Annotated in this window: 9 protein-coding genes; 3 read left to right on the top strand and 6 right to left on the bottom strand. The window is 69.4% G+C overall.

Annotation, left to right across the window (positions count from 1 at the left end; genetic code table 11):
• Nucleotides 1-297 precede the first annotated feature (297 nt).
• The gene (locus ACIP94_RS30680; RefSeq protein ID WP_402432905.1) at nt 298-1458 is read left to right on the top strand and encodes a transposase; all 1161 of its coding nucleotides are present in this window, start codon (nt 298-300) and stop codon (nt 1456-1458) included.
• 104 nt (nt 1459-1562) lie between these two features.
• On the opposite strand, the gene ACIP94_RS30675 is transcribed toward ACIP94_RS30680, so the two are convergent.
• From ACIP94_RS30675 to ACIP94_RS30660, 4 genes are all read right to left on the bottom strand, one after another.
• Nucleotides 1563-1733: a hypothetical protein gene (locus ACIP94_RS30675; RefSeq protein WP_055705189.1), complete on the bottom strand. Its 171-nt coding sequence runs from the start codon at nt 1731-1733 to the stop codon at nt 1563-1565.
• Nucleotides 1734-1887: 154 nt separating this feature from the next.
• A complete protein-coding gene (locus tag ACIP94_RS30670; protein WP_402432808.1) occupies nt 1888-2547 on the bottom strand; it encodes a hypothetical protein in 660 nt (219 codons plus the stop codon).
• A complete protein-coding gene (locus ACIP94_RS30665; RefSeq protein ID WP_402432806.1) occupies nt 2544-2720 on the bottom strand; it encodes a hypothetical protein in 177 nt (58 codons plus the stop codon). The genes ACIP94_RS30670 and ACIP94_RS30665 overlap by 4 nt, the downstream gene beginning before the upstream one ends.
• 375 nt (nt 2721-3095) lie before the next feature.
• Nucleotides 3096-7283: a tetratricopeptide repeat protein gene (locus ACIP94_RS30660; RefSeq protein ID WP_402432803.1), complete on the bottom strand. Its 4188-nt coding sequence runs from the start codon at nt 7281-7283 to the stop codon at nt 3096-3098.
• Nucleotides 7284-7357: 74 nt separating this feature from the next.
• Here ACIP94_RS30660 and ACIP94_RS30655 point away from each other — a divergent pair, with 74 nt between their 5' ends.
• Together ACIP94_RS30655 and ACIP94_RS30650 are read left to right on the top strand one after the other, a co-directional pair.
• Nucleotides 7358-7555: a hypothetical protein gene (locus tag ACIP94_RS30655; RefSeq protein ID WP_402432800.1), complete on the top strand. Its 198-nt coding sequence runs from the start codon at nt 7358-7360 to the stop codon at nt 7553-7555.
• On the top strand, nt 7552-8208 hold the full coding sequence (locus ACIP94_RS30650; protein WP_402432797.1) for a hypothetical protein: 657 nt from the start codon (nt 7552-7554) through the stop codon (nt 8206-8208). The genes ACIP94_RS30655 and ACIP94_RS30650 overlap by 4 nt, the downstream gene beginning before the upstream one ends.
• 627 nt (nt 8209-8835) lie before the next feature.
• Here ACIP94_RS30650 and ACIP94_RS30645 read toward each other — a convergent pair.
• Together ACIP94_RS30645 and ACIP94_RS30640 are read right to left on the bottom strand one after the other, a co-directional pair.
• On the bottom strand, nt 8836-11181 hold the full coding sequence (locus ACIP94_RS30645) for an FtsX-like permease family protein (protein ID WP_402432794.1): 2346 nt from the start codon (nt 11179-11181) through the stop codon (nt 8836-8838).
• A complete protein-coding gene (locus ACIP94_RS30640) occupies nt 11178-11921 on the bottom strand; it encodes an ABC transporter ATP-binding protein (RefSeq protein WP_402432792.1) in 744 nt (247 codons plus the stop codon). The genes ACIP94_RS30645 and ACIP94_RS30640 overlap by 4 nt, the downstream gene beginning before the upstream one ends.
• Between the last annotated feature and the right edge of the window lie 70 nt (nt 11922-11991).

Here is an 11991-nt window from a genome sequence, read left to right as displayed (position 1 = left end):
GGCAGGGACCGTCCAGCAGGAAGTGGGGCCTCTTCCTCGAGGCCCTCGAGAACCTGGCGGTGATCCCGCGCGCCGAGGCGCCTGTGGGTCGCAGTGGCGGCGCCAGGGCGCGCGAGGCAAACTCGATGTCTCCGAGACCACGCAGCGGCCCCGCGGACAGGAGGAGCAGGGTTCCACTGCTGAGTCTGCGGGGCCGGTGCATGACTCACGTACCCGGCGGTGCGCCCGATAAGCCCGATCCCTCCCGGCCGCCTCAGGAGAGGGCCTTTCACGACAGTGGGCCCGGCCGTGCCAGAGATGATCGGGGAGACTCTACGGGCAGTCTTGAACGCGCTTGCCGCAGCGTGCCCGCGGTGGCCGGCCGCGCAGGTGGATGCCGAGTGGTTCGACCGTTACGGGCACCGAGTGGAGGAAGCGAGGCTGCCCCGGGGCAAGGAGAGGCGCCAGGCGTGGATCGAGCAGGCCGGGGCCGACGGGATGCACCTGTTGGAAGCGGTCTTCTCGCCACAAGCTCCTTGCTGGGCACGGTCGTTGAAGGCGGTCGAACTGCTGCGGCAGATCTGGGTGCAGAACGTCCGGATCGTCGACGGGGCCGTCTGCCGACGGGACGCGAAGAACGTACCTCCGGGCCGGTTACGGCCCTTCTCGCCCTATGGCACCGACGCTCGCGCCGGTGCCAAGCGAGGCACCGGCTGGACCGGCTACCTGGTGCAGCTGACCGAGACGTGTGAGCCGGACGCGCCCAACTTGATCACTCATGTCGCCACCACCGACGCGTCCGTGAGCGACGTGAAGATGATCGATGCCATCCACGCTGACCTGCGCGCTCATGGCAGGCTCCCCGCCGTGCATCTGGCGGACGCGAACTATGTCGATGCCCAGGGCCCGGTCGACGCTGAAGAAGCGGGCATCGAGTTGGTGGGACCGATCCAGCGAAACACCACCGCCCAGTCATCCGGCACCTTCGCCACCGACGCCTTCACCGTGGACTGGGAGAACAAGCGAGTCACCTGCCCCAACGGGAAGGTCGCCGACCACTGGTATCCGCGTGTCTCCTCGCACGGAATCCCGGTGGTCCAGGTCCGGTTTCGCGCAGCTGACTGCCGGTCCTGCCCGGACGTGCATGACTGCACGCCGTCCAAGGCCGGCAGGGGCCGGGAGATCATGCTGCGGGAGAAGGCCGCACACGAGGCCATGAGGACGAACCGTGCCGCCCAACGGAGCCCTGAGTGGTGGGAGATCTACCAGCACCGACAGGGCATCGAGGCCACCATCTCCCAAGGCGTCCGGGCCTTCGGCCTTCGGCGGTCCCGCTATCGGGGCCACCCCAAAACCCGACTGCAGCACCTCTTCACCGCCACTGCGATGAACCTCGCCCGGCTCGATGCCTGGATCACCGGGACACCCCGAGCCGCAATCCGTATCTCCCGCCTCGAACGACTGCGTCCCGCTGCCTGACGGCAGCGGGACGCAGTGGGAGCCACCATTACCAACAGTGTCCATGCCGGCCGGGCCCACTCATTGCTCGCACGTGGCGCGCTCCGCGCGCCGTCCGCCATTGCCTACCAGCGGTACCAGCGGCCCCTCCGGCCCCCGCTGTCCGCGGACCGGACCACGAAGCCGAGCAGCCACACGATGAGCACGATCACCGCGATCCACCACAGCGCCTTCAGTGCGAAGCCCGCGCCGAAGAGGATCAGAGCCAGCAGAAGAACCAGAAGCAGGGGAACCATCGTTATCAACCTCCTGACCACCGGATGCCCTTACTTCAGCCCTACAAGCACCCAAAACATGAGTTACTTCCAAGGCATGAGGGGCATAAGCGCGCCGCATGCCGTGACGGTTCCCCTCACTCACGCCTAGCGCACCGCAGACGCACAGCATGTATCACTCAAAGCGATGCCGTGGCCTTGTACCTGCCGGGACCATGACGGGATCGCGCGTACAGCCGACACCCGAGTCTGGCAATCGAGGGAACTCAGCCGCACGACCGTGCTCCAGAAGGCCGAGCTCAGCCGAACAGTGCGCCATCGGCAGGCCCATTGGAGGTTCGTTTCTCCGGTGAGCCCCCACCCGCCATCCGAGTGAGGCGTTGCGGCGGCGGTACAACGCCTCCAGCGCGTCGTAGGCGCTCAGGAGCTCCGCTCTCGTGCGGGTGCGGCGGTAGCCGATGCGGTCACCCAGGGCCTGGACATCACGCCGGCGCCGCACGTGGTCCCGCCGCGTCGACCGGGACAGGGCCGCCAGGTCCACGGGCAGCGGAATGGTGGCGTAGAGGGTCTGGATGTCCCGGCGGCCCCACGTGTCTTCTGCCTGCCGGTCCAGGGGTGAGCCGTGTGGCAGCTCGGCGATCAGCACACGGTCGGCGAGGTGCGGTAGATGTCGGATGAGAGAGCCCACCGCCTCCCCGCTCTCGCCAACCGGCCGGACCTGCTCGGAAGCGGCCCAGGCCAGCGGGGTTATGCGGGTGCTGCCGTCGCGGGCGGTCTCGCGGACCAGGGCGAGGGCGGCGACGGGGCGGTCCCTGTCCAGCACTGCCAGGATCAAGGGCTGGCATCCACAGGGCAGTTGTCGGCCCACCCCAGCAGCCAGGAAGGATCCTGGTAGGCGCTGGCCGTAGCGTCACGCTCGTACAGGCCAGGCCACGTCCGCGCGAGGAAGTCGAGCGCGGACTTCCCGCTGTACTCGGCCGCCTGGCAGCCACAGCGCTGTGACGTCATGCAGACATGCCATCGGCCAGGGAGGGACGCCGGGACGCCTTTCCCTCGGTCGTCCCCCACGGCCGGAGCGGTGGCCGCGCTTCTTTGCGCCGGGGTCCGCACTGCGGACGCGTCGCCGCGGAGGCGGACGGTGTCGTGCGGCCGCCGTCACCGGCGCTTCGCTGAACCGTCCCTCGTGCCAGCCAGGACGGCATTGGGCGGGCTCTCCGCAGCCCTTGGTGCCTGACCGGCCGCGTCGTGCATCCACGTGCTCTCTGCCGGGCACCGCTGGCGGATCGCCCGGCCGGGTGGGTGCGTCGACGGAAGGGTGGGCCAGTGGCGACAGCCGTGGTGCGCGTGGCGCGACGGCCATCGCCCACCGGCCGGTGAACATGCTCAGGAGGGCCCGGAATCCCCTTCGGCGTCAGGCAGCAGTGCGGTGACCTTCAGGATGTGCACGGCCTGGTTCTCGCCGAGGTAGGCCTTCAGAATGCGGGTGAAGGCGGAATCGCCGAGTTTCGCGCGCTGACCACGCAGGGCGTTGATGTTGCGGGTTGCGTTCTCCGATCCGATCTGCTCGTTGATGCGCAGCGCGTACGCCATGGCGTAGACGGCCTCATCATGGATTTCCTGCTCCGCCCGCAGGTTCCCGAGTTCGGCGTAGTCGAGGGCGATCCCCTGCTGGTCTCCGAGTTCCTTGTCCATGGAAAGGCAGCGGCGAAAACACTGCTCCGCGAGATCGTAGTCGCCTTGGCGCTGGGCGATTTTTCCCAGGTGGAAGGTACTGTTGCAGATTCCTGCCTGGTTTCCCAGACGTGTCTTGATGGCGATGGACGAACGCAGGCTTGACTCGGCCCGCTCATAGTCACCGCGTTTTTCGTACATGCATCCCAGTTGGTGGTGGACGATGGCGGCTTCTGTCTCGCGGTGCGTCTGCTCGTAGAGGCCCAGTGCCATCCGGTACCGGGTCTCGGCTTCGTCGAAGTGCTTTGTCTCGGAAGCGATGCTGCCCAGGTCCTCATGGCACTTGGCGACAGCCCGCACATCGCCCGCCGCTTCGCAGATCGGCAGTGCCCTCTCGAGACACATCCGGGCAGTGCCGTAGTGGCCCGCTTTCTGCAGGTCGATGGCAAGGAACACGTAGGCGCTGCCGAGCGGGCTGGGGTGGGAGTGCAAGCGACGGAAAGCGAGATACGAGGTGGCACGGTCGAGGGCCAACGCGGCTTCCTCCGGGGGCAGATGACCCACGAGGGCAGCGTTGAAGTCCTCTTCTCCCAGTTCGAGGTACTGGATGGCCAACCAGTCGATGTCCTTGCGGTCCCTGAAGGGGTGTTCCATCCAGTGCAGCCACGCGTCCGCGGTGCAGGTGATTCCGTCAGCGGCGCGGCCGAGAACTGTACGGACGGCGCCCAGTTGGCGGTTCGCACTTGCCAGGAATTGTTGCTCGCCCAGAACCGTGTACATGGCCCGGGCGCGGGTGAAGCAGGTCTCTGCCCAGGTGAGGTCGCACCGTTCCCGCGCGGTGCCGCCGAGTTCGAGGTGGCATTCGGCGATGTCGCGGGTGCTTCCGATGTCCTCGAATACTTCCAGTGCGGCCCTGAGGTGGAGGTCGGCCGACTCGTAGTCGAAGAGCGCGGCCGCGATTCTGGAGAGCAGCAGCCTGCCTTGCCCTGTCCTGACTCGGTCGTTCAGCCTGGTGAATCCCGACAACGCATTGAGGACACACTGTTCCGCCTTCGCGTAGTCCTGGGAGAGGAAAGCGAGCGAGGCGATCTGGTGATGGCTTGCGGCGATTCCCTCCAGGTCGCCCGTTTCCTCGGAGACGGCCAGAACCTCAAGGTACTGCCGCTCGGCCAGAGCGTGATCCCCCCTACGCATGGCGATCCCGGCAAGCTGGTGCATCGTGAGGGACATCGAATGCCGGTCGCCGAGACGTTCCTTGATGGAAAGTGACTCCCAGTACAGCCGTTCGGCTTCCTGTAGATCGTCCCGGTCGTCGGCGATCAGGCCGAGCTGATGGAGCACCACCGCGACATCGTGGTCCGCGCCGAAAGCGCGGAAGGCGGCGAGAGCCGTACGGTACAGCGTCTCCGCCTGGGCAGTGTCCCCCCGGCTCAGCCTCACGCCGGCGAGATCTCCGACAATGGTGGCCCGCGTCTTGGAGCTCTGGGGGGTCAGCGCCAGCGACTGGCGGATGAGCTGCTCCTGCCAGGACCACTGGCCAGCGGCGTTGAGTTCGTGACAGACGCGCCTGGTGCACTCGATGGCACCCTCCACGTCACCCGCCGCCAGCCAGTGGTACCGGGCCTCGATCACCTGCTGGATGTACTCCGTCGGCTCCGATACGGCACGACTGCGACGGGCCCAGTATTCCGCGGCTCTCTCGTGCAGCGTGCGTAACCGCTCCTGGCCGGCCAGTCCGGCCAGTGTCCCGGCGGTCCAGCGGTGCACCGAGTATCCCGGGCCGTCAGGCGCTACGAGCCCGAGGCGCAGCAGGGCGGCGAGCGCGCCTGCCATCCCTTCCGGGACGGGCGGATGTTCCTCGGCCCCGGGCGCGGCGGCCAGGACCGAGGCGAGCCCGTCGGTGTCCACCGGCAACCGGTACACCGACGCACCGAGCAACAGGTCCTTTCCCAGAGGAAGGGCGTCCACTCGCTCGATCAACTGCGGAAGCAGTACGTCCTCGGCGATCAGTGCCCCTGTCTCGGCCAGCAGTTCGCCGAGGCTGTCGCCGGGGGGCCGTCTGCCGGCGGTGGCGGCACGCAGCCGGGCGGTCACGTCGTCGAACCGCCCGTGACCGTCACGCAGCAGGGCATCGAGGTACTCCAGGGAACGCGGATGACCGCCGAGCCGGTTCCACACCTCCCGCTTCTGCTGAGACGCGAGCACGTCCACCCCGGGCAGCCGCCACATCAGCTTCCGCGTCTCCTGCCAGGAGAGCGGACCGAGATGGTGGGCGTCCACACCGGGAACGTCGAAGGGGTGCCTGCTGGTGACGATCAGAGCGTGGTCCCTCGCCCAGGCCGCGAGGAACTCCGCGAGTTCGCGGTCGGCGGGGAGGTGCTCCGCGTCCAGGTTGTCCTCGGCGTTGTCGACGACAAGGAGGAGGGGGCGTGCACCCGAGTCCCGGAGGGCCTTGAGCCTCTCCACCCAGTGCAGAGTGGGCTCGGCCAGCGTCATGACGGCCTGCCGCAGCGGGTGTGTGCCGGGCGACTCCTCGGAGCCGCAGCAGAGCGCCAGTCGCCGACGCAGGCGGTCGAGGATCGTGTCGACGCCCGTCTCGCCGCTGATCGCCACCACCAGGCCGCCGGCGGCCTCGAAGCGCCGGGCCAGTTCGGTGGCCAGGCTGGTCTTCCCGACCCCACCGATGCCGTGCAGCATGATCCGGGGCACGGTCTGTGACAGTTGGCGGAGCATGGGCCTGCGGCCGACGAAATCCCCGGGCCGCCGCGCGACAGCGTCCTGGAGGGTCCCGGACATGCTCGAGGCCACGGCACCCGATGCGGACACCGAGACTGACGTGGTCGTCGAGTCCGGGGAAGCGGCCGTCGAAGCCACAGGTCGCCGGGGGGCCTCGTGGTCCGGGGCCGCGAGCGGGAACTCCGGATCCGCGAGGAAGAGTACGGGGGTCGCCCACTCCGGCAGGTGCCGTGGCACGCGTTCGATGTCGCGCCTCGCCTCGCAGAACACGGTGAGCAGATCCGCTTCCGGGCGACGGGCAAGACCTTCGTACAGGCGTGTGCACAGTTCGGTGGCGTACTCGTCGCTGACCGGCCCGTTCATCGCCAGTACCGCAGGGGCTCCGTGCTCCAGCAGGCTTCTGGCCGTGCCTGCCTGCTCGACGTGGTCATCGCGGGCGGTCGAGCAGCCCGCCAGCACGATCAGGGGAACGATGTGACCGGGTGGCAGCACCTCGGCGAGAAAGCGGACGCCGCTCACGGGGTCTTCCGCTCCGTCCTCGGTTTCCAGCAGCAGGGCACCGGGGCGGGCATGGCAGGAGACGTGGAGGATGTCCACCGGTTCTTCGGCGAGTGCCGTCCTCAGCGCCGCGACACCGCCCCATTCCAGGAGGCGCACCCGTCCACCGTGGTGGTGGCTGGGCTCGACCGCGTCCAGGATCCGCCCGAGCTCCTTTTCGTAGTCGAGCAGTTGACCGCTACTGTCGTCGGGGCTGGCGAAGACCGCGAGGATACGGGGCGGGCCGCCACGCAAGGAGGCACCGACCCTGGTGCCAGGTGCGGATCGGTACACATCGACCCGTTCGTCCAGGATCAACGGGGTCTGCTGCCCGGGGACGACGAGGGTCTCCCACGGGAGTTCGGCCAACTCCGCGTCGGCCACACGGATACCGAGACGGTGACGGCCGGGTCCGACCAGTTCCTCGGCCAAAGCCTCGCCCACGGGACCGGTCAGGAAACAGCGTCCCAGTGCCGTGCCCACTTCACGCAGCACTTCCGGCGTCGGCTTCCTGCGCAGGCGCCAGACCGCGTGGGCCGTTCGCTGATCCACCGTTCCAGCGGTCTGGGTGACCTGCTGCCCCCGGAACAGTCCCGCGACCTGTGAGTGCCCGATCACCAACTGCATCGTTTCGCCCCCTTCACTGACATGATGGTGGATGCGTCGGGCCAGGGCACGGGTGAGAGGGGCAGGGAAGGAACATGTCCGGGGAAGCGGGGGGAACCGGGGAGGCGGGCGGCGTGCAGCCGCCGCAGGCCGCGACGGAGACGAACGTGGTCCGCCTCAACGAATCCGGTGACATCGAGTTTTACGACGGGGAACGCTGGGTGCCCTACACCGACCTGCCCGAGGACGACCCCGGCCCTTTGGGGATCGTGTTCCGCGAGGACGGGCAGTGAGCGACGAAGAGGCGACGGCGTCGCAACCGGGCCCTGCGACACTGGACGCCCTGCCCTCGCCCCTGGCCTCGGTCGACGGAAGCCGGGCAACGGCGCGGTGGATCATCGCCTCGACCGGAGCGGTGGGCGCGCTGTTGCTGGGCGGCGGTCCCCTCCTGGCCGTCGGCAGGGTCGGGGACTGGGAGCACGGGCTTTGGGCAGGCGCCGGACTGCTGCTGGCCCTGTCCGGCGTCGCCTGGGCGCTGTGGCGGACCAGTGATGTCCTCGTACCGGCCGTGATGACCCCGGCCCAACTGGACAGCCCGGCACTGCGCGGTCTGCGCGAGCAGTTCGACGCCGCGCCCTGGTACTACTTCGGTTCGGTGGCCACCAGCCTCGACGACCTGCTGCGGCACCGCCAGATCGCGGCCAACATCGCCGCCCTGCTCCGGTCGGCAGAGCCCGGAGACCGCGACGCCCTTCGACGCAGTCTGTTGACGGCCCATCGCAACGTCGCCAAGACCGACCCCTACCTGCGCTGGGTGCTCGCCACGGCCCACGCGTGGCAGGTACGGGAGACCCTGCACAGGGCCCGTCGTCACACCTTCCTGGGGGGCGTGCTCGTCATCGCGGGGGCCGTCACCTTCCTCAGCGCGACAGCCGTACGGCACTGACGTGGTGGTCCGGGTTCAGGCGGGTGAGGGGAACCGGTTGGCAGCCGTCACGGGATGTCCCCGCTCCGGTCGAAGCGGCGCGGGGCGCCGGGGCGCGGGGCGTACATCGCCCGGCCGCCGGCGCCGATTTGCCCCAGCTCGGCGGGCGCGGGCCGCCCGTGCCCGCCGCACGGCGCTGACCTGTTCCTCGGTGGCCTGGTCGGCCAGGTCAGCGGAACCCGGGTAACGGCCGGTGGTGGCGTGGTAGACCTCGATCCGGTGGTCGTGGTGGGGCATGAAGTGATCACCGCACCCCTTAACGGTACTCAGCAGCAGAACGACAGCACCGGAGCGCCCGGTGGAAAGGAATCCGGTGTGATCTGGACGCCGCCGGACCCCATGCCGAGCGCCCCCGTTTCCGGGCCCGAGCCACGGCCGGGCTGGGCGGCGGAGCCCACGTTATGGACAGGGTTTGAGATTGTCCGTTGTCCGCGACGAAAACGGGGTCGGGCCCCTCACCATGAGGGACCCGACCCCCGGACATGCGTTCAGCTCTGGCACGCGCACGCCGACGCGGTCTTGGCTTCCGACACAGTGCGGCTGGGGCCTCTTACGCGTCGACGCCGCAGCAGCAGCGACCGCCGGCCGTCACTCGGTGTGCAGTACGCCGGCGATGGTCTGCCGGGCCGCCGCGCGCGCCGGCAGCAGCGCACCCATTGCGGCGATCACCACCCCGGCCAGCACCAGCAACGTCATCAACCCTGGGTGCCACACGTCCAGCATCCGGGCAGGGAAGGTGAGTTGGGCCGCGTGCTCGGTGATCGGGATCACCACATGGTACGCGGCGACTCCGAGCGGCAGGCCCAGGATCCCGCCCACGAGCCCGAGTCCGGCCATGGACACAACCATCATCACCGTGACCTGGCGTGGCGTCATGCCGATGGACTTGAGCATCCCGAGGTCGCGCCGGCGTTCCCGTGCGTTGAGTACGACGGTGTTGAACACGCCCATCGCTGCGACCAGCGTCAGCATCAGGGTCAGTGCGGAGGCGGAGCTGATGACAGTCACGGCGTCCGTGTTCAGCATTGTGTTTTCGGCCGGGTAGAGCCCCGGGTCGGCGGCTTGTACGGCCTTCGTGTAGGTGTTGAAGTCGGCATCGCGGGTGAGGTGCACCCAGTACTGGTTGGCCTGCGCGTCCGGCGCCAGAGCGGTCACCGTCGACCAGTCCGCGCGCATCCAGTCCTCCGGGCCGGCCAGGATCTCGCCGACCAGGGTCACGCGCTCCTGGCGGCCGTCCGCCGCGGCCAGGGTGAAGGAGTCGCCGAGCCGTAGCCCCTGTTTGGCGAGGAATCTGCCGGAGGCCACCACTTCGCCGGGTCTGCTCATCCAGCGGCCCCGCGCCAGGCTGTCCGGGAGCGTCGACTGTCCCCCGCGCACGCCCTCGACCGCCACTCCTTCGCTTTGGCCGAGGATCCGTACGTTGATGAAGCCCACTGCGGCCACGTCTGCGACATCCGGCACAGAGCGCAGGAGTTTCTGTGTTGCGGCGTCGTTGTGACGCGGGGCGGTCTGATCGAACTTGGCCTGTCCTCGCCAGACGGTCGACTGTGCCTTGCCGTAGTCCTGTTCCGCGTGGCCGTAGGAGACCATGGTGGCCGACAGGCCGGTGGCGAAGGTCACCGTGGCCACGCCGAGCAGGACCGAGGCGATGGTGAGCAGCGCCCGTCCGGGCCGAGCGAAGGGCAGGCCCAGGCCCAGAGTCACCGAGCGTGGCAGCCGCACCCCGCTCAACCACCGCTGCACCGCCGGTCCCCGTCCGGCGTGTGGTGCGCTGCCCGCGCTGATGGCGCGTGCCGCGGAGAGCCGGTGGGCGCGCAGGGCCGGGATCAGCGCGGCCAGCAGTACCATCAGGGGCATGCCGAGTGCGGTGGTCGCGTACGCCCAGGAGCTGATCGTCGGGTGTACGGTCGCGGTGCCGAGGTTCGCGCCCTGGAAGACCTGGTGCAGCAGCGGCGGCGCGACCACCCCGCCCAGGGCTGTGCCGGCCAGCGAGCCCGCCGTGGCGGGGACGCAGACCATCACCAGGTAGACGGCGACGACCTGTCGGGGCGTGAAGCCCAGGGACTTGAGCACACCGATGTGGCGGAAGCCGGAGACGACGGCGCCGCTCACCACGTTGCCCACGATCAGGACGGCCACCAGCAGGCCGAGGATCCCGAAGGCTATGAGGAACGGCACATAGCCGTTGGGGTTGGCCGCGACCTGCGCCTTCAACGTCAGGTACGACTGATGCGCGACGAGCGATCCGGATGGCAGGCCGGCGCTGACCGCCGAGGTGTCCGCACTGATCTGACGGGCTGTCGCGGCCCGGTCGAACCGGTAGAGCATCTGGTACGTCGTGGGGTGCAGGGCCGGGATCTGCTGCGGGGAGACCCATGCCTGCGCGGTGCCGCTCACGCTGGAGGCGAGGCCCACCACGGTCAGGGGCCGCTGCCCGGGCAGTTGGATCCTCTTGCCGATCGGCGAATGCGGACCGTGGCCCATCCCGGGCGCGTCCGGCAACGCCAGCACGATCTGGCCCGGACCGGTGGCCCAGTGCCCGGCGAACAGGTCCAGTCGGTCGACGTCGCCACCGGGGTCCGCCCGCCCGACGACTGTCAGGGGGCCGGGCGCCATTCCGGGCATCTGGGACGCCGCGCTTTGCGGCATGTCGATCACGGCTTGCGAAAACGGCCCGGCCGAGGCCCGTACGCCCGGACGTTGCGCAGTCCGCTCCACTTCCGCGCCGGAGACCCTCGCCGCGTCGAAGGTGGCGACGACGTGCGCGCCGCGTACCTGACCGAATAGCCGGTCGAAGGGGCCCGACGCGACGTCGAGCAGGCCGAGGGCGACCACCAGGGCCGTACTGGAAACGAGGACCACTGCCGCGACCACGGACGTCTGCAACCGGCGCCGACGCACGGCCGCGTGGGAGGCCCTCCACACCGCGCTCACGCCGACCGCTCCAAAGCCCGCTCGCCGGTGACCCGGCCGTCCGCCATCATCACCAGGCGGCCGGCACAGCGGGTGGCCAGTGTCTGGTCGTGCGTTACCAACAGCAGAGTCTGGCCCAGTTCGTTGAGGTCGATGAGCAGGTCCATCACCTGTTCGCCCGCGTGGCTGTCCAGCGCGCCGGTCGGCTCGTCCGCCAGCAGCAGCGCGGGCCGGTTCATCAGCGCGCGGGCCACCGCCGCGCGCTGGCGCTCGCCGCCACTGAGCGCGGCGGGGTAGACGTTCCTGCGGTCGGCGATGCCGAGTTCGTCCAGCAGTTCCAGCGCCCGGCGCCGGGCCTGACGGGTGGGCGTCCCGGTGAGCTGGGCGGCCAGGGCGACGTTGTCGATCGTGGGCAGGTCGTCGATGAGGTTGAAGAACTGGAAGATCATGCCGATCCGGCGGCGCCGGAAGAGCGCCAGCCCGGTCTCGTTCATCGCGCCCAGGTCCTCGCCGTGCACGTACACCCGGCCGGCGCTCGGCCGGTCAAGGCCGGCGATCATGTTGAGCAGTGTGGACTTGCCGCAGCCGGACGGTCCCATCACCGCGACCGCCTCCCCGGCGCCGATCCTCAGCGACACCCCGTTCAGGGCGACGGTGTCGCCGTACTCCTTGCGCAGGCCGCTCACCCGGACGATGTCCTGCCCGTGCACGGCGGCCGGGCCGGCCTCCGCAGTCGTGCCGCTGATGTCTTCGGTGGTCATGACAGGGACGGTAGGCGGCGTGGGCAGCTCCGAGCGTCAGCCCCCGGAGGTATCCCGCGGCGGTGGTCAT

This window comes from Streptomyces sp. NPDC093261, assembly GCF_044753645.1.
In the GTDB taxonomy this organism is placed as follows: domain Bacteria; phylum Actinomycetota; class Actinomycetes; order Streptomycetales; family Streptomycetaceae; genus Streptomyces.
Note: the sequence above shows the minus strand (reverse complement) of the source record. Positions and strands in the feature narration are given on the sequence as shown.

Excerpts from the sequence above, each read along its gene's own strand:
- ACIP94_RS30680 (WP_402432905.1), top strand. The coding sequence starts at position 298 with ATGATCGGGGAGACTCTACGGGCAGTCTTGAACGCGCTTGCCGCAGCG.
- ACIP94_RS30675 (WP_055705189.1), bottom strand. The coding sequence starts at position 1,733 with ATGGTTCCCCTGCTTCTGGTTCTTCTGCTGGCTCTGATCCTCTTCGGC.
- ACIP94_RS30665 (WP_402432806.1), bottom strand. The coding sequence starts at position 2,720 with ATGACGTCACAGCGCTGTGGCTGCCAGGCGGCCGAGTACAGCGGGAAG.
- ACIP94_RS30660 (WP_402432803.1), bottom strand. The coding sequence starts at position 7,283 with ATGCAGTTGGTGATCGGGCACTCACAGGTCGCGGGACTGTTCCGGGGG.
- ACIP94_RS30655 (WP_402432800.1), top strand. The coding sequence starts at position 7,358 with ATGTCCGGGGAAGCGGGGGGAACCGGGGAGGCGGGCGGCGTGCAGCCG.
- ACIP94_RS30640 (WP_402432792.1), bottom strand. The coding sequence starts at position 11,921 with ATGACCACCGAAGACATCAGCGGCACGACTGCGGAGGCCGGCCCGGCC.